Source organism: Oceanicaulis sp. UBA6590 (assembly GCF_002433705.1).
Lineage (GTDB): Bacteria > Pseudomonadota > Alphaproteobacteria > Caulobacterales > Maricaulaceae > Oceanicaulis.
The window spans coordinates 1-16,097 of the sequence record NZ_DJIQ01000014.1 but is presented as its reverse complement, the minus strand read 5'-3'; the positions used below and the strand labels follow the sequence as shown (position 1 = coordinate 16,097).

Sequence of the window (16,097 nt, the reverse complement as noted above, 5' to 3'; positions counted from 1 at the left end):
TGGGCGCTCCTTGAGGGTTCACTCACCTCCTGCAAAGCCCTTGCCGGATTCCACGTCAAATAAATCAATCACTTAAGAAGAAGCGTGGGTATGCGGACCGAGTCAGGACTGCCCTTGGGTCGTTTTTGCCGGGCGCTTCGAGCCCGGGGCGTAACCGCCCTCCTCCAGATAGCGCTGCTCCGCCGGGCGCGGGGTCCGGCCCAAAACGGCGTTTCGATGCGGGAAGCGGCCGAAGCGCGCGATCACATCCATATGGGCTCGGGCATGCCGGGTATTGTCGCTGTCCGGACCCAGCCGCTCCTCGCACATCAGAACGGCCAGCGCCTGATCCTCGAGATCCTCGGAATGGGAGAAAGGCAGATAGACAAACGCTCGGCGATCCTTGGGCAGCGCCCAGTCAAACCCGGCCTCCAGCATGCTCATGGCCGCCTCACGCGCCAGCGGATCGAGCCTGAACGCCGCATTCGAGCCGCGCCAGACATTGCGGGGGGCCTGGTCGAGCAGAATCACCAACGCCAGGGCGGTGTCGGGCTCGACCAGCCAGGGATGGTCCAGCACGGACCGGGTCTGCAGAAAGCTGTGACAGGCCGGCCCCAGTTTTCGGCGCACCCGGGCGTCAAACGCCGCATCAACCGTGAACCAGGCTTTCGGGCCAGCCTCCTCGAACCAGAAGTCCAGTATGTCTTCCGGCATCAGCGTCATGATCAGACCCGCTTCTCGCCCGACAGGATCTGGGCGCGCATTTCCGCCGTCAGAGGCACATAGCCGTCCTGATCAGGATCATCGAAGTAGACCGGATCGGCGATCAGCTCGGGATCCCAGCCCTGTTTGACGAGATCGGTTTTCTTCAGCTTGAAGGTCCCGGTCGTGTTCTCGTCCTGGGTCTCCTTGCTCAGCCGCAGGAAGAGCGGGCGGGCGTAATGAGGCAGCTCCTTGTGGACGTGCGCATGCAGGGCGTTGAGATCGAGCCCCTCCTCTGCGACCAGCGCCACCATGCCGGCCTTGCCCGAATAATCCGCCACTTCAACGCCATAAACATTGGCCTGGACGACTTTTTCATGAGTGCCAAAGACTTCGGCGACTTCATTGGTGGACACGTTTTCCGACTTCCAGCGGAAGGTGTCGCCCACCCGGTCGATGAAGTAGAAATAGCCTTGGGCGTCGCGCTTCATCAGGTCGCCGGTGCGGAAGTACAGATCGCCTTCGCTGAACACGTCGCGCAGGATCTTCTTCTTTGTGGCTTCCTCATCGCCATAGCCGTCAAAGCGGTAGCGAGCGTCATCGGGACGGATTTCACCAATCGCCTCGCCCACTTCACCCGGCTTGCATTCGATGCAGCGCCCGTTGGCGTCGCGGATCGGCGCTTCCTCGTCCATGTCGAACTTGACGAGCTTGATGTTGAAGCGTTTGGACAGGTGCGGCGGCACCCGTCCGATCGCGCCCTGTTTGGAATCCAGATTGATCAGGCCGACATTGCCTTCGGTCGCGCCATAGAATTCCATGATCCGCGGGATGCCGGAGCGCTCGACAAACCGCGGCCAGACATCCGGGCGCAGGCCATTGCCGATGGCGATGCGGATCTTGTGCTTCTTCTCCCACTCGCTGGGTTCGGCAGCGACCAGAAAGCGGCACAGCTCGCCCACATACATCAGCATGGTCGCGCCCGTATCGGCGGCGTCCTTCCAGAAGCGGGTGGCGGAGAATTTCCGGCGCACGATCACCGCCCCGCCAAACGACAGCGCCGCGCCGACCCCGCACAGCCCGCCCGTGGCGTGGTACATGGGCAGCACCATCATCATGCGGTCATCCTTGTCGGCATGACCGGCGACGCCAAAGACCTGGAGATAATACAGCGCCCGGGTGTGCGCCACGATCGCCGCCTTGGGCAGACCGGTCGTGCCCGAGGTGTACATCTTCATGCACGGATCAGACGCCTTCAGATGCGCGCGATAGGAGCGGTCCGGACGCACATCGGACTGACCGGACAGAGCCGCATCGAAATCCTGGCCGCCTGGCGCCTTGGCCTGCTTGCCGTCGCTGACCCATGGGGTCAGTTTGCAATTGATGAGCGCGCAGGCGGTCTCATACTGCTCTGCGAGCTCCCCTTCCACGATGACATGGGCGGCTTCGGAGACGTCAATGCAATGGGCGAGGGATTGGCCGGTGATCTGGTTGTTGAGGAGGGCGCCCATGATGCCGACCTTGGACAGGCCGAACCAGATGGCGACGTATTCCCAGCGGTTGGCCATGTAGAGCGCGACCGTGTCGCCCGGCTTCACGCCCTGCGCCAGCGCCCAATGGGCGACGCGGTTCGCATAGCGGTCAAACTGGGCGTAGCTGATCTCGACGCCGCTCTCGGTGATGAAGGCCGTGCGCTGAGCGTGCTTGTCGACGCTGTCTTCGAACAGGTCCGGGGTCAGATATTCTGAGTCAGGCGTGATCTTCTTGAGTGCGCCCAGCATGCGCACCAACTGCGTCGTGTAAAACCATTCGCGACGGATCGTCGACCACAAGCCCATATCAGTATCCTCCCTCGTATCCGCCATTGGCGGTTTAGTTGGGGCGACAGTACGGCTCGAAAACGTCCGGTCAAGTTCGGCTCGGCATGTGGCAGCCGCATTTTTCAACCGCCAATGCGTTGCAGTGCAGCACTATTGCGAATATGACCGGATAAGTGACTGAGTCAGATTCAATAAACGCCTTCCAACGCTCCGCACCTTTGAATGGGTCTAATATTATGAATTGGGGAAAAGAGCTTAGAGCTTTTCGTCAGCGCACCGGCCTGAAACAGGAAGCGGCGGCGCATCTGCTTGGCGTGAGCCAGGCCTATGTGTCGCGCCTGGAAAATTCCACAGCCTCGCCCTCCTCGCAGCTGGAAGCGAAGCTCGAACGCCTGCTGCAGGAACCCGAGCATCGTCCGCTGTTTGAGCATTTCCGCACAACGATCAGCCATTCGCCCCACCTGATCAGCATGCTGGCTGAAGTGGACGGCAAGATCATTGTCGATACGGTCAGCGAGGCCCTGCGCGATCACGGGACGCCCTTCCATCGCCTGGCGCCTGGCGAGGTCCTTGAATCCTCGAATTCGGACGTGATCGAGATTCTCGACGCCTTTCTCGATCTCGGCGCGTTCTCGGGGCGGATCGCCTCCATGCAGGTGACCTGGACCTACAACAATGAGGGGGACCCGGTCTCTCATTGGCGGACCACGGAAATTCCGGTGCGCGATGATGCGGGACGCTGGTATCTGCATGGCGCGCACGTGGAGATCACGGCTGAGGAAAAGCAGCAGTTGCTGCGCGACTGGGACGGCCCGATCAAGGTGCGCACCTTCGCGGATGAAGACGAAGGCGCCGCGCCCAGCCCGGCCAATGACACCGAAGCCGCCTGATCGCAGTATCGGCTTCATGCAAAACAGCCCGGACCTGAGGTCCGGGCTGTTCTGTTTCTGGTCGTCGCCAAGGCTCAGAAAGCCTCGTCCGAGCTGCCGGTGTCTCCGGTGTCGCTCAGCGCCAGCTCATGCCACATGGCGTTGAGGATCGCGAAAGCGCAGGCCAGTCCAAGGCCCAGAATCCAGGTGAAATACCACATCGTCTGTTCTCCTTGTCCTAGTAGTAATCGCCGCTCTCGACCTGCTCGGTCGTGACCCGACCCCACATCACCTTGAACGCCCAGGCGGTATAGGCCAGCACGATCGGCAACAGGATCGCCGTCACGATCAGCATGACGAAGAGGGTCGTGTGGCTGGAAGAGGCGTTCCACACGGTCAGTGAGGCGTTGGGATCGATGCTCGAAGGCAGGATGAACGGGAACATCGACAGCCCAACCGTCGAGATGATGCCCACCACCGACAGCTTGGAGCCGACAAAGGTCATCGCCTCGGAGTTCGAGCGCAGTCCGAACAGCGCCAGCGCCGCCCCGCCAAAGCCCAGCACCGGCGCCAGGATCATCCACGGATAGCGCCCGTAATTGGCGAGCCAGGCCCCGCCCTCCCGCACGGTTTCGGTCAGTCGCGGATTGGCCGGCCCGTCAGGGGCGACCGTATTGGTCACCTGATAGCCCAGATCCCCGAACGCCACCCACGCGCCGGCCAGGGCGAAGAGGATGATCGAAGCGAAGGCGAAGATCGGCGCGAAGGTCCGCGCGCGATCGCGCACCGGGCCGTACTCCGCCTTCATCGACAGCCAGGCCGCGCCATGCAGGAACAGCATGGTCACGCTCAACAGCCCGCACAGGAGCGCGAACGGATTGAGCAGGCCAAAGAAGTTGCCGTCCCAGAAAATGCGCATGTCGTCATTCATCCGGAAGGGCGCGCCAACCAGCACATTGCCCACGGCCACGCCAAAGATCAGCGCCGGCACGAAGCCGCCGGTGAACAGCGCCCAGTCCCAGAAATTGCGCCAGCGCGGATCATCCCGCTTGGAGCGGTACTTGAAGCCCACCGGACGCAGGATCAGCGCCGCCAGCACCACGAACATCGCCAGATAGAAGGACGAGAAGGAGACGGCGTAGACCAGCGGCCAGGCCGCGAAGATCGCGCCGCCGCCCAGGATCAGCCAGACCTGATTGCCTTCCCAGGTCGGACCCACCGTGTTGATCGCGATGCGGCGTTCGGTATCGGTCCGGGCGACGAAGGGCAAAAGCCCCGCCACGCCGAGATCAAAACCGTCGGTGATTGCAAACCCGATCAGCAACACGCCCAGCAGCGCCCACCAGATCACCCGCAACAGTTCGTATGAAAGAGGAATGTCCATGGTCTCTCCTCCCTATTCAGCCGGCAGCGGTTCGAAACCGCCCTGGCGTTTCAGGGATGATCCACGCGCCGGACCGTCAGGATAGGGTCCGCGGCGGATGTACTTGATCATCAGGGTGACCTCGACCACAGCCAGCGCGCCATAAAGCGCGGTGAAGCCGACAATGGTCAGGATCATCTGGGTCGGGTGAAGGCTCGACACCCCTTCAAAGGTCGGCAGCACGCCTTCGATGATCCAGGGCTGGCGACCGTATTCGGCCAGCAGCCAGCCCAGCTCCGCGGCCACCCAGGGCAGCGGGAGCGAGACCAGCGCCAGCTTCAGGAACCAGCGGGTTTCATGCTTGCGCAACGAGCTCAGCACGAACGCCGCGCCGAACAGTGCGATGAAGTAGAAACCCAGCCCGGCCATGAAGCGGAAACTCCAGAACATCACCGCCACATTGGGCACCGTATCCATGGCGGCCTGCGCAATGAGGTCCGGTCCGGCGTCGCGCGGATCGTCCACATAGCGACGCAGCAGCATGGCGTAACCCAGATCAAACTTGGCTTCCTGGAACTGGGTCATCGCAACGGCGTCATCTGGATCTTCGCGTAGGCGCATCATCGCGTCATAGGCCCTGACCCCGTTCTCGATCCGGGTTTCGGCATGGGCGACCAGCGGCAGAATGCCTTCGACCTGGGTATCCAGAGAGCGGGTCGCGATCAGGCCCAGCACCCAGGGAATCTCGATGGCGTGCTCGGTCTCATGGGTTTCACGGTTCGGAAAACCGACCAGGGTCAAGGGCGCCGGCGCCTCTTCGGTATGCCACATGGCCTCCAGCGCTGCGAGCTTCATCTTCTGGTTGTCGGTGAGCGCATATCCGCTCTCATCCCCCAGAACCACGGCCGACAGCGCGCCGGCCAGACCGAAGGCGGCCGCAACCGTCATCGAGCGCTTGGCGAAGCCGACAAAGCGCCGGTTCAGCAGGAAGAAGGCGGATATGGCCAGAACAAAGAGCGCCCCGGTCACATAGCCTGCCGACACGGTGTGCACGAACTTCGCCTGGGCGACCGGGTTGAACAGCACGGCCATGAAGTCGGTGACTTCCATGCGCATGGTGTCGGGGTTGAACTCGGACCCGACCGGGTTCTGCATCCAGCCATTGGCGATCAGAATCCACAGGGCCGACAGGTTGGTGGCGATGGCCATGAACCAGGTGGCGGCCAGATGCCCCAGCTTGCTCATCCGGTCCCAGCCGAAGAAGAACAGGCCGACCAGCGTCGCCTCGAGGAAAAAGGCCATCAGGCCTTCAATGGCCAGCGGCGCGCCGAAAATGTCGCCCACATAGTGGGAGTAATAGGACCAGTTCATGCCGAACTGGAACTCCATCGTGATCCCGGTGGACACGCCCAGCACGAAATTGATGCCGAACAGCGTGCCCCAGAACTTCGTCATGTCCCGCCAGACCTGACGGCCCGTCATCACATAAACGCTCTCCATGATGGCGAGGATGATGGACAGTCCAAGTGTGAGCGGTACAAAGAGGAAGTGATACATGGCTGTCAGCGCGAATTGCCAGCGCGACAGCTCCACAACGGTCATGTCGACCATGTCACCCTCCAATGCCTTGCGGCAGCGGTTAAAAGAATACGCCCTCGGGCGCAGCCGATGTCTTTATGATCCAAGCGCGTTAGTTTGTATCGTCTGCAAGGTGTCGCATGGGACGAGCGGTCGCACTTCAATCCGGACAAGGGCGTGTATGTCGGGGGTCATGAGTAACACTGATTTGTCCGCTGCGGACATCAAGGCCGCCCAGAAAGCCCGCAAGGCCCGGCTGGCCGCCTATCTGAAAGCCTGGGGGGCGCCGGCGTCCGGCCTGACACGACTGGGCGCCGCTTTCGGCGCCGCGCAGTACGCCGTCTTCATCGGGTTCGCCTGGGGCGCCGCGTGGGCGGTCAGCGCCCTCGTGAACGCTCAGCCTGTCTGGCCCGGACTGGGTCTGGCGCTGGTCTGCGCGGTCCTGCGCGCCGTTCTGCAGGCGGCCGAGACCCGGATGGGCGTTCTCGCCTCCCTCAAGGTTCGCAGCACGGTGCGCTCCCTGGCTGCACGCCGGCTGGTCGAGCGTGGTCCCTCCTATGTCGAGCGTGCGGATTCAGGTGCAACCGCCTCTTCCCTGATCGACGCCGTCGACAAGCTTGACGGTTTCTTCGGCCGCTATCGCCCGCTCATGGGCGTCGTCATGGCGGGCCCGCTCGTGATCATGGCGGCGGCCTTCTCGGCGAGCTATGTGGTGGGGTTGATCTTCCTGGTCACGGCGCCGCTGCTGATCGTCTTCATGGCGCTGGTCGGCGCCGGCGCCGCTGCGGCGTCCAAGGATCAGCTGACCACGCTGCAGCGGCTCGCAGGCCGGTTCAATGACCGGCTGCGCGCCCTGGAAACCCTCAATGCGTTCAACGCCGCCGGGCGTGAACGCGATGGCCTGGCCGACGCCTCCGACGATTTCCGCCGCCGCACCATGAAAGTGCTGGCGATGGCGTTCCTGTCCTCCGGTGTCCTGGAATTCTTCGCCGCTGTCTCCGTCGCCGGATCCGCCATCTATATCGGCTTTTCGCTGCTGGGCGAGTTGCCCTTCGATGCGGGCGAAACAATCACGCTTCAGACGGGCCTGTTCTGTCTGATCCTGGCTCCTGAATTCTACATGCCTCTGCGTCGCCTTTCAGCGGCCTATCATGATCGGGCGGATGCAGAAGCGGGGGCGGAGGCGCTCGCCCCCCTCTTTGACGGGCCGGAAGACTCCATGGCGGCGCTTGAGGCGCTGAACGCCGAGCGCGATCACATCCGCGACGCCGACCTGGCCGGCGAGAGCCCGGAAGCCCTGTTCCGCTCCCCGGGCTTCGAGACGGCGCCCGCGCTGACATTCCGGGAAGCAGGCTCGGTGTATGCGGATGGCAGGCGCGGCCTTGCCCCGTTGAGTTTCGAGGCGCCTGCTGGACAGATCACCGCACTGTGGGGACCTTCAGGCGTGGGCAAATCCACAGCCCTGAAAATGCTGCTGGGATATGCGCCCCTGACTGAGGGCGCGATCCTTGTGGATGGAGACGCGACCCGCACGCCCCTGATCGGCAAGGCCGCCTGGATTTCCCAGCGCCCACACGTGTTCTTCGGCGACCTCATCGAGAATATCAGCCTGTTTGACGAAAGCCTGCCTCTGGAGCGCATCACTGCGGCCGCAGAAACCGCCGGCGTCATGGATTTCGCCGCCAGCCTGCCAGACGGGCTGGAAACCCGAGTGGGGGAAAAGGGCTATGGCCTGTCGGGAGGGCAGGCGCAGCGCCTTGCTCTGGCGCGCGCCTGGGCGGTCGATATGAAGCTCGTTCTTCTGGATGAACCCACCGCCCATCTTGATGGCGAAGCCGAAGGGCGCTTCCTGGAGGCGCTCAAACGTATCAGCGCCGGACGCACCATTGTGATCGCCACGCACAGCCCCGCCGTTCGCGCCCTCGCGGACCAGGTGATTGAACTCCAGATGGAGGACGCGGCATGAGCGATCTGCGATTCTTCCTCGGTCTCGCCAGACCGGATCGCTGGTGGTTGCGCCTGGGCGCCGCTCTCGCCGCCCTGACCCTGCTCGCCGGCATCGGACTGTTGTCCCTGTCGGGCTGGTTCATCACGGCGTCCGCCGTCGCGGGACTGGCCGGCGCCGGTCGCGCCTTCAACTATCTTTTCGCCTCTGGCGGCGTGCGCGGCTTTGCGCTTGGGCGCACGGTCGGGCGCTATGCCGAACGCATGGTCACCCATGAAGCGACGTTCCGGATTCTGGCGCGCCTGCGGCTCTGGGTCTTCGATACGGTTGCGCCGCTGGCGCCGGCCCGGCTGGGACGCATGCGCGGCGGCGACCTCCTCTCGCGGGTCACACAAGATGTGGACGCGCTCGACAGTCTCTATCTGCGCTTTGTCACGCCGGTGACCGCTGCTGTGACCGGGGCCGTGTTCGCGAGCGTCATCCTGGCCTTTCTCGCCCCTGCCGCCCTGCCCGGCGTGCTGGGGACCTTCCTGCTGGCGAGCGTCATTCTGCCATACTGGGCGGCCCGGACCGCACGCCAAGCCGGTCAGGACCTGACAGGCGAGGCCAGCACATTGCGCGCCGAGGCGGGCGACCTCGTCTCCGGCCTTGCGGAGCTCAAGGCCTATGGCGCAACACACCGCATTATCGATCGGATCGAGACCGCCAATGCAGGTCTTGTCGACGCCCAGACCCGGTTATCGTCCGTCTCGATGATCAATGGCGCCATACTCGCCCTCGCCGCGCCCCTGAGTTTCGTGCTCGGCTTCGGACTCGCCGCCGCCTCCGGCGCCGCAGCCCCCGTTTCAGCCCTCGCCGGCTTCATCGCCTTCGCCCTCTTTGAAGCCGCTGCGCCCCTGGTTCAGGCCGCCGAGCTCTATGGCAAGACGACAGCCTCGGCGCGCCGCCTGAAGGCGCTCACGGAAATCACGCCGGCGGTCAGCGATCCCGCCCGCCCCGCCCCGCTGCCCGAGGGGTGGGACCTGTCCCTGAAAAACGTGACTTTCCGCTATCCCGAGACAGATACAGACATTCTTGACGGCATCGACCTGTCCCTGCCCGAAGGCGGACGACTGGCGCTGGTCGGCGCATCCGGCGCCGGCAAGTCGAGCGTGATCAAATTGCTGATGCGGTTCTACAGCGCGCAGGGGGGCGCTATCACCTTGGGCGGGGCAGCACTGGACGCTCTCGCCATCTCAGATGTTCGCAGCCGGTTCGCGCTGGTGGATCAGCGGGCCGAACTTCTCTCGACCACGCTGCGCGCCAATCTGCGCCTGGCCGATCCGGATGCCGAAGAGGACCGTCTGTGGGACGCGCTCGCACGCGCCGGAGCCGCCGATTTCGTCCGCCGTCTGCCCGAAGGCCTCAAGACCTGGACCGGGGAGCTGGGCGGGCTTGTCTCTGGCGGACAGGCGCGGCGGATCGCCCTGGCGCGCGCCTTCGTCAAGAACGCCCCGGTGCTCTTGCTCGACGAGCCGACAGAAGGGCTCGACGAGACGACCGAGGCGGACTTCCTGGATGCGCTGGACCTTTGGCTGGACGAGGACCCGCGTCGCAGCACCCTTATGGTCACGCATCGCGTCAGGCTTCTGGAACGCGCCCGGCAGATCGCGGTTCTTGAGAACGGGCGTATCGCGGCGGCCGGGCCGGCTGGCGATTTGCGCCAGTCCGACACAGCGCTGAAACGGCTGTTCCCGTCACTCTAGCCTATGGCGGAGGCGGGTTCGGCGGTTCGCGATCGGTATTGCCGAAGCCCGGATCCACGACAATGCGCTGACCGGTCTGTGAATTGCGCAGCACCACCTGGTAGCGATAGGTGAAAAAGCAATTGCACTTGTCGATCACGATCACGCTCTGGCGACCGTCATCCCCGAAGGCGACCTCGAAATCCTGGTCCGACGGCATGATGGCGATGCCGTCCCAGGTCCGGCCATCCAGTTCGAAGCGTTCGAACTCCCAGCCGCCGGTCATGATCACGAAAATCAGCTTGGTCGGAAAATTGATCGAGAAATTGCCTTCATTCTCACCAACATAGGCGGCAAACGTCTGGACGAGTTCATCCCCGACCTCGCGGACCGTCGGCTGAACATAAACCCCGATATGACGCACATCGAGACCGGGAAGTCCCAGCGCCTTGATGCGCTCGACCTGCTTGTCCACTCCGCTCATGTCAGCCCCCTTGATATGGCGCAGCCTGCGCCGTGTCCGCCTGATCAATCTCGTCCCAGAACTGCGTGAATCCCCGGCTCGCATAGCCGCGAGCCTCAAGTGCGCGCCGGACCTGCATAGCCTGCGCGATATCGCCAAGCCGCCAGTAAATGCGTGATTCCAGGTCAGCCGCAGCCAGACGCCGAGGCTCCGCGATCATGCCCAGCTGGTTGAGCGCCGAGCGATACATGGTTTCAGCCTCGCCCTGACGCCCCAGCGCCGAGAGCGCCTGTCCCCGGACATAATACGCGTTCGCCAGGGCGCTTCGCGCGATTTCCTTGCCGTTTGCGATGGATTTCTCCCCGGCGCTAATCGCCTGGGTCGCTTCCACAATGGCTGTCTCATACGAGCCCGCCCTCAGCGCCAGCTCGCCTGCAAGCGTCATCGCCCAGGTCCGGGTCAGATACAGGGTGTCATTCTCGCCGGATTCATTCGTGCGCGCCGCCAGACGTCTCGCTTCGCCAATCAGCAATTGGGCGCGCACCATCTCACCCCGGCTCATCGCGAGCCGGGCCCGCTGGTAGATCAGCTGGACATAGATGCGACCATAGGAATCGTTCTCCGGCGATTGCGTAAAGAGGGCGTTGACGGTGTCGAGCGCCTCGTCCAGCAATTCCGCGCTGCGCTCGTCCTCACCCAGCTCTGTCGCGATGCCGGCGATTTCACCCTGGGTATGCGCCACGTTCAGCAGCAGGCGCGACACGCCCGGAGACTGTTCCAAGTCCTGGCGATAGAGCGACAGCTCGCGTTCGCGGGTCGCAAGCGCGTCTCGCAGCGCCCCGGCGTCACGCTGGGCGTCGGCCAGCCAGCCCAGCGTATTGCCAAGGTCTGACAGACCAATGACATGCGCCTCGATCAATCCGTTTTCAAAGATGTCCACCGCTTCTTCAAACAGCGCGGTCGCGGACACCGGGTTGCCGGTATCAAGATCGATGACGCCCAGATTGAGCGCGGCGTAACCGCGCTCGGCCTGATAGCTGGGATTGTCAGGCTCGCGCGCGACCAGGGTCTCGGCCAGCTCGGCATAGATATCCATATAGTCGCCGGCGGTTGCTATATCCCCGCTGCGATAGGCCTGGTTACCGACCCAGTAGGCCGATTGCGCGTGATCGTAGACACGTTGAAGATTGTTCGGCGCGCGGTTCAGCAGGGCCTCGGTCATCTCGAAAGCCGCCAGAAACGCCTCGCGGGCCTCTTCAGGCTGACCATGCACGTCGCGCGCTTCACCAATGAGATTGAACAGGCGCGCGCGGCGACCCAGCTCGTCATCCGAAAGCCCGGCGACGGACGTCTCCAGATATGTGCGCGTCAACTCGTCAGCCAGTCGGATCAGGGTTTCCTGACTCGCCGCACGCGGCAGGTTCTCGGTGATGTCGGTCAGAAGGCGGCTGGTGAAAGCCTGCGCCTGCGCGGCTTCGTCCTGATAGGCGCTGATCTGGTCGGCCTGCCAGACCGTGACGCCCAGCAACAGGGCGCAGGCGGTTGCAAGCCCGGTCGCCAGAGGCCGATGCGCCACGCTGCTCGCCACGGTGCGCGCCAGCGTGATGCCGGCGTCAGAACTGCATTCATGCGCGATCTCGTCGGCAATGATCTCGACACTGGTCTCGTCATTGTAGAGCGCCCCGATCACCGGGGGCCTGGGCAGCGTCCAGAACGATCCATTACTGCGCCGCTCGGCCCGCAAGGCCATGGGCAAAACGGGCCTTTCGGTCTCCACACCGACAATGTGGATGTGGCGCATCCCGTGGGACCATGTGAAATCTTCCAGAAAATTGTTGAGCGTCTGGCACTTGAGAGCCGCCGGAGAGGACAGGACGAAAAGCCGCGCCTTCTTCTCGGCCACGCCCACTTCCGCGGACAGAACAGCGCGCACGCCGCGATCCAGCAAAGCCTGTTTCAAACGCTCGGCGCGCGCCTCATCGGCGCTGGCTGCGGCGATGATCACCAGAGGCTGTTTTCTGGAGCTCAATGATTCAGTTCCTGAAATGACGAAATGACCCCATGGCTTTGTATAGCGTCTTGAATGACATGGCTGCATCAGGATTAATGCAGCGTAGACCATCTTGCTCCTGTCAGCTCCAAAAATCTCTCTCAAGAGGCGAAAAGCCGCGGACGAAGCATTGCGGAAAAGCTTTGCACAAGCTGTTGAATTAGTTCAATTAATATAATTATCAGAAGATTGTTCAATTTCTTGAAGCGCTTGAGCTCACACAAGAAGCGCAGCGCCAACTCGCCAGAACACTCACATTTTTTCTTGTGGAAAGGTCGCGATTCTCCGGGCTCCGGCCCGCGGGGACAGGCTTGGCCGGCCGGACTGGTACGGGCGGTCGGACTCGAACCGACAAGGGCTTGCGCCCGGGGGATTTTGAGTCCCCTGCGTCTACCAATTCCGCCACGCCCGCACGCATGTCGACGCAAGCGGTCTGTATGCCTTGAAATCCTCACCTGGTCGAGCCCGGTTGTTCAGTTCCCGCTCCGGTTTGGGCTGTTTGCGAATCACGCGGCGCTCTCACATGGACGGCTCGCCCCCATCGCACTAGAAGTGAAGCGGTTTCAGCCTGACATAAGGTGATGTTGATGGCGCAGATAGAGCCTGACGAATCCCGGTCCGATCACCCCGAGCCCGGTGAAGATCTGGGGCTGACCGACGCGCTTGCCCGCATCGCCGAGACAGCGCCCGAGGACGGACTGACCCTGGGACAGTTCAGCGACGCCCTGGGCGAGCGCGTATTCGGCGCCTTGCTCTTTGCGCTCGCCATTCCGGTATGCATGCCCTTCCTTTATGGCGTGCCCCAGATTGTCGCCCTGCCGATGATGGCGATCGCCGCGCAAATGGCGGCGGGACGCGCCCATCCGTGGATGCCGAAAGGGTTTCGCGATCGCCCGCTGGACAAGCCCAGCCTTGTCCGCATCGCCCGCTGGTCCAAGAAATGGTTCGGCTGGCTGGAAGCTCTGGCGCGACCGCGTTTCAGCGCCCTCTCCGGCCCCACAGCGGAACGGGTGGTCGGCGCAGTCTTCGTTCTGTTCTGCACCTCGATCCTGATCCCCCTGCCCACCACCAACACGGCGCCCGGCATCGGCATCGCCATCGCCTCGATCGGCCTGATCACCCGAGACGGACTTCTGGTGCTCGCTGGTCTCATTCTCGGGATTTTCTGGATCAGCCTGCTCATCATCGGCTTCACGTTCTTTGGAGCGGCGTTTATCGACCTGCTCAAAGAGTTCATTCTGGGCCTGATCGGTGCTGGCGGCTGAGGCTGCGACGCCCTGTCCCTCGCTCTTCTCGCCACGCTGACCTAGGTTCATGACCATGCCCGTACTTCCCCCCCTTCTGGACCGATGGACCCGTCCCGACACCTGGCCGCTCATCGGAGCCCTCGTGTCCGCCAGCCTGTTGCTGGGCGCGTTCGGATTTGAAGTGATCGGGCGCTATGCGCCTTGCCCGCTATGCATCGAGCAACGCTGGGCGCACGCCTATCTGCTGTTCGCCGGACTGGTCCTGTTCATAGGCCTCAACGTCCTCAGGCCCATGAACGCCCTTGCTGCACGGGCGGCCACGCTGGTTATCGCCGCCCTGGCCGGGTTCAGCGCCTGGCGCGCAGGTTACCATGCGGGCGGCGAATACGGATTCTGGCGGCTTGACTGTCTGGCCGCGGACACCAGTTCCGTCAGCGTCGAGGATCTGCTTTCCTCGCTGAGCACCGCGACCAATGTGGTGCTGTGCGATGAACCGGCCTGGACCCTTCTGGGCGTGTCCATGGCGGGGTACAACGCCCTCATCAGCGGCCTTCTGATGCTGGTCTCGATCCTCATCGTGTTCCGCGAACCCTATCGGAGCGAGTAATGGCGCAACGCAAGACCATCCGTCGTCCGGGCCGCAAGGCCGACGCCTCGCGCATCGAATCCATGGTGCGTGTGGACCATGCCGGCGAGTACGCCGCCGTGGCGATCTACCAGGGCCAGCGCGCCGTCTTCAAGGGGCGTCCGGAGAAGGCACGCATCGCCAGCCAGCTGGTGCATATGGAAGCGGACGAGCAGCACCATCTGCAGGCCTTTGACGACCATATCCGCGACGGCAAGGCGCGCCCGACCCTGCTCTCGCCCATCGCCAATCTGGCAGGCTTTGCACTCGGCGCCGGCACCGCGCTTCTGGGCGAGAAAGCCGCCCACGCCTGCACCGAAGCGATCGAAGCGGTGATCGAGGGCCATTACGATGATCAGGTGCAGGAGCTGCGTTGGGCGGGACGCGATGCGCTGGCCGATCAGTTCGCCCAGTTCCGGGACGAGGAAACCGCGCACAAGGATCTCGCGGTAGAGGAAGGCGCCAAGAGCGCGGCCGGGTATCCCGCCCTTTCGGCGCTCATCTCCACGGGTTGTCTCACCGCCATCGCCCTGTGCACGCGGATCTAGCGCTCGAGCGCCTTGAGCCGCTCCACCGCCGCCATCTTGTCGATGGCCGCCTTCACATAGACATCAAGCGCTGCGCCATCTGAATAGTCCGCGTCGGCGGTGAAGTGTACGCGGCGGTCGGCCTTGAGCTTGGCGGTCTTTTCCGCGCCCTTGGCGTCACCCGCGGGATGAACCGCGATGGACACCCCGCCCTGCTCCTTGACCGTGCGCATGCAGGGCACATCGGTGTCGCCGTCACCCACATAGATCATGTTCCGAAAGGGCACCGGACGGTCATCCTCGGGCACATAGGCGTTGACCTCGGCATGGTCGGAGAGGTCCAGCGCGCCCTTGTTGATGCGGAACAGGAACTGGGTCTTGTTGGTGTAGTTCACAGCCGACGCCGCCCAGACCGGCACGTCATCGGCATTGTATTTGAATTCGCTGGCGAAGATCGCGTCGAACTCCTTGCCCACCGCGCTCGCCGCGATCATCTCCTTAAGCCCGGACGAGATGATGTAGTGCTGCACCCGGACGCCACGCGCTTCGCCGTATTCGCGCAGGCGCTGGAACCAGCCTTCGGCGACGCCGGGAAAGAAGCTGACGGACTGGCCGTGACGTTCGATATCCTCGCGGCGGAAGCGCACATCCTCACGCTGGGCGGCTTTCACCATCTCATGCATGTAGATGAGGATATTGTCCGCACCGAGACGGGCCGCCTCGCCATTCACCCGTCCCCAGAACGCGCCGATCTCCTCACCGATCTCGGGTATGAAGGAATGCTCCTGCATGGAGCCGGGGCTCAGCGTGCCGTCAAAATCATAGGCGAGGGCGATGGTGGGCGCGTGTGTCATGGATCGCGATGAAGCCTGTTTCGGATCGGCGTGCAAGCAGGCCTTTCCCTAGGCCTCCAGCTCCACATCCCAGTAGAGATAATCAAGCCAGCTTTCGTGCAGGTATTTGGGCGGAAAGCGCCGCCCCTGGGACTGCAGCTGATGCTGGCTGGGACGATCCGCATCGCGCAGCAGCGGCATCTTGGCCTCACGCGGCGTACGCCCGCCCTTCTTAAGGTTACACGGCGCACAGGCGGCGACGATATTGTCCCAGGTGGTCCGGCCGCCATAGGCGCGCGGCACCACATGATCAAAGGTCAGCTGGTCGAGCTTATCCGTGCCGCAATACTGGCAGCGGAAGCCGTCGCGCAG

At 63.4% G+C, this 16,097-nt stretch carries 15 protein-coding genes and 1 tRNA gene; 6 read left to right on the top strand and 10 right to left on the bottom strand.

The genetic code is table 11. From position 1 onward, the window contains the following. Positions 1–102 precede the first annotated feature (102 nt). Both B2Z70_RS02930 and B2Z70_RS02925 read right to left on the bottom strand, forming a co-directional pair. Complete coding sequence (locus tag B2Z70_RS02930; RefSeq protein ID WP_292980799.1) at positions 103–702, bottom strand: DUF924 family protein; 600 nt, start codon at positions 700–702, stop codon at positions 103–105. A 2-nt stretch (positions 703–704) separates the two neighbouring features. Then, complete coding sequence (locus B2Z70_RS02925; RefSeq protein WP_009801808.1) at positions 705–2,519, bottom strand: long-chain-acyl-CoA synthetase; 1,815 nt, start codon at positions 2,517–2,519, stop codon at positions 705–707. A 218-nt stretch (positions 2,520–2,737) separates the two neighbouring features. Between B2Z70_RS02925 and B2Z70_RS02920 the strand changes: the two genes are divergently transcribed. Further along, on the top strand, positions 2,738–3,391 hold the full coding sequence (locus B2Z70_RS02920) for a helix-turn-helix domain-containing protein (RefSeq protein ID WP_009801809.1): 654 nt from the start codon (positions 2,738–2,740) through the stop codon (positions 3,389–3,391). A 74-nt stretch (positions 3,392–3,465) separates the two neighbouring features. On the opposite strand, the gene cydX is transcribed toward B2Z70_RS02920, so the two are convergent. Genes cydX through B2Z70_RS02905 form a run of 3 tightly spaced genes read right to left on the bottom strand, consistent with a single transcriptional unit; the run spans position 3,466 to position 6,344 of the window. Next, the gene (gene cydX, locus B2Z70_RS02915) at positions 3,466–3,591 is read right to left on the bottom strand and encodes a cytochrome bd-I oxidase subunit CydX (protein WP_009801810.1); all 126 of its coding nucleotides are present in this window, start codon (positions 3,589–3,591) and stop codon (positions 3,466–3,468) included. A 17-nt stretch (positions 3,592–3,608) separates the two neighbouring features. Further along, the gene (gene cydB / locus B2Z70_RS02910; RefSeq protein ID WP_009801811.1) at positions 3,609–4,754 is read right to left on the bottom strand and encodes a cytochrome d ubiquinol oxidase subunit II; all 1,146 of its coding nucleotides are present in this window, start codon (positions 4,752–4,754) and stop codon (positions 3,609–3,611) included. A gap of 12 nt (positions 4,755–4,766) precedes the next feature. Beyond that, positions 4,767–6,344: a cytochrome ubiquinol oxidase subunit I gene (locus tag B2Z70_RS02905; RefSeq protein WP_292980792.1), complete on the bottom strand. Its 1,578-nt coding sequence runs from the start codon at positions 6,342–6,344 to the stop codon at positions 4,767–4,769. Between the two features lie 160 nt (positions 6,345–6,504). On the opposite strand from B2Z70_RS02905, the gene cydD reads away from it, so the two are divergent. Both cydD and cydC read left to right on the top strand, forming a co-directional pair. Then, on the top strand, positions 6,505–8,277 hold the full coding sequence (cydD, locus tag B2Z70_RS02900; protein ID WP_292980789.1) for a thiol reductant ABC exporter subunit CydD: 1,773 nt from the start codon (positions 6,505–6,507) through the stop codon (positions 8,275–8,277). Next, positions 8,274–10,001, top strand: a complete 1,728-nt coding sequence (gene cydC, locus B2Z70_RS02895) for a thiol reductant ABC exporter subunit CydC (protein WP_292980786.1) — start codon at positions 8,274–8,276, stop codon at positions 9,999–10,001. The genes cydD and cydC overlap by 4 nt, the downstream gene beginning before the upstream one ends. Position 10,002: 1 nt before the next feature. On the opposite strand, the gene B2Z70_RS02890 is transcribed toward cydC, so the two are convergent. From B2Z70_RS02890 to B2Z70_RS02880, 3 genes are all read right to left on the bottom strand, one after another. Then, complete coding sequence (locus B2Z70_RS02890; protein WP_009801816.1) at positions 10,003–10,464, bottom strand: hypothetical protein; 462 nt, start codon at positions 10,462–10,464, stop codon at positions 10,003–10,005. Between the two features lies 1 nt (position 10,465). Then, the gene (locus B2Z70_RS02885) at positions 10,466–12,472 is read right to left on the bottom strand and encodes a tetratricopeptide repeat protein (protein WP_162010981.1); all 2,007 of its coding nucleotides are present in this window, start codon (positions 12,470–12,472) and stop codon (positions 10,466–10,468) included. Between the two features lie 346 nt (positions 12,473–12,818). Further along, positions 12,819–12,905: transfer RNA gene (locus B2Z70_RS02880), tRNA-Leu, on the bottom strand. Between the two features lie 175 nt (positions 12,906–13,080). Between B2Z70_RS02880 and B2Z70_RS02875 the strand changes: the two genes are divergently transcribed. From B2Z70_RS02875 to B2Z70_RS02865, 3 genes are read left to right on the top strand one after another with little or no spacing between them, the layout of a single operon-like run. Next, positions 13,081–13,758, top strand: a complete 678-nt coding sequence (locus B2Z70_RS02875) for an exopolysaccharide biosynthesis protein (protein WP_156776162.1) — start codon at positions 13,081–13,083, stop codon at positions 13,756–13,758. Positions 13,759–13,813: 55 nt separating this feature from the next. Then, positions 13,814–14,347 carry a disulfide bond formation protein B gene (locus tag B2Z70_RS02870; protein ID WP_162010982.1) on the top strand — a complete coding sequence of 178 codons (534 nt, stop codon included), beginning with the start codon at positions 13,814–13,816 and terminating at the stop codon, positions 14,345–14,347. Continuing rightward, positions 14,347–14,913 carry a demethoxyubiquinone hydroxylase family protein gene (locus tag B2Z70_RS02865; RefSeq protein WP_292980776.1) on the top strand — a complete coding sequence of 189 codons (567 nt, stop codon included), beginning with the start codon at positions 14,347–14,349 and terminating at the stop codon, positions 14,911–14,913. The genes B2Z70_RS02870 and B2Z70_RS02865 overlap by 1 nt, the downstream gene beginning before the upstream one ends. Here the strand turns inward: B2Z70_RS02865 and B2Z70_RS02860 are convergent. Continuing rightward, positions 14,910–15,746: an HAD family hydrolase gene (locus B2Z70_RS02860; protein WP_292980773.1), complete on the bottom strand. Its 837-nt coding sequence runs from the start codon at positions 15,744–15,746 to the stop codon at positions 14,910–14,912. The two genes, B2Z70_RS02865 and B2Z70_RS02860, sit on opposite strands and share 4 nt — an antisense overlap. Before the next feature lie 48 nt (positions 15,747–15,794). After that, positions 15,795–16,097 (bottom strand): HNH endonuclease (locus B2Z70_RS02855; protein ID WP_292980770.1); only part of this gene is annotated, 303 nt, incomplete at its 5' end.

Coding starts and splice junctions, on each gene's coding strand:
- cydC (WP_292980786.1), top strand. CDS start 8,274: ATGAGCGATCTGCGATTCTTCCTCGGTCTCGCCAGACCGGATCGCTGG.
- B2Z70_RS02890 (WP_009801816.1), bottom strand. CDS start 10,464: ATGAGCGGAGTGGACAAGCAGGTCGAGCGCATCAAGGCGCTGGGACTT.
- B2Z70_RS02860 (WP_292980773.1), bottom strand. CDS start 15,746: ATGACACACGCGCCCACCATCGCCCTCGCCTATGATTTTGACGGCACG.
- B2Z70_RS02905 (WP_292980792.1), bottom strand. CDS start 6,344: ATGGTCGACATGACCGTTGTGGAGCTGTCGCGCTGGCAATTCGCGCTG.
- cydD (WP_292980789.1), top strand. CDS start 6,505: ATGAGTAACACTGATTTGTCCGCTGCGGACATCAAGGCCGCCCAGAAA.
- B2Z70_RS02865 (WP_292980776.1), top strand. CDS start 14,347: ATGGCGCAACGCAAGACCATCCGTCGTCCGGGCCGCAAGGCCGACGCC.
- B2Z70_RS02870 (WP_162010982.1), top strand. CDS start 13,814: ATGCCCGTACTTCCCCCCCTTCTGGACCGATGGACCCGTCCCGACACC.
- B2Z70_RS02925 (WP_009801808.1), bottom strand. CDS start 2,519: ATGGGCTTGTGGTCGACGATCCGTCGCGAATGGTTTTACACGACGCAG.
- B2Z70_RS02875 (WP_156776162.1), top strand. CDS start 13,081: ATGGCGCAGATAGAGCCTGACGAATCCCGGTCCGATCACCCCGAGCCC.
- cydX (WP_009801810.1), bottom strand. CDS start 3,591: ATGTGGTATTTCACCTGGATTCTGGGCCTTGGACTGGCCTGCGCTTTC.
- B2Z70_RS02920 (WP_009801809.1), top strand. CDS start 2,738: ATGAATTGGGGAAAAGAGCTTAGAGCTTTTCGTCAGCGCACCGGCCTG.
- cydB (WP_009801811.1), bottom strand. CDS start 4,754: ATGGACATTCCTCTTTCATACGAACTGTTGCGGGTGATCTGGTGGGCG.
- B2Z70_RS02930 (WP_292980799.1), bottom strand. CDS start 702: ATGACGCTGATGCCGGAAGACATACTGGACTTCTGGTTCGAGGAGGCT.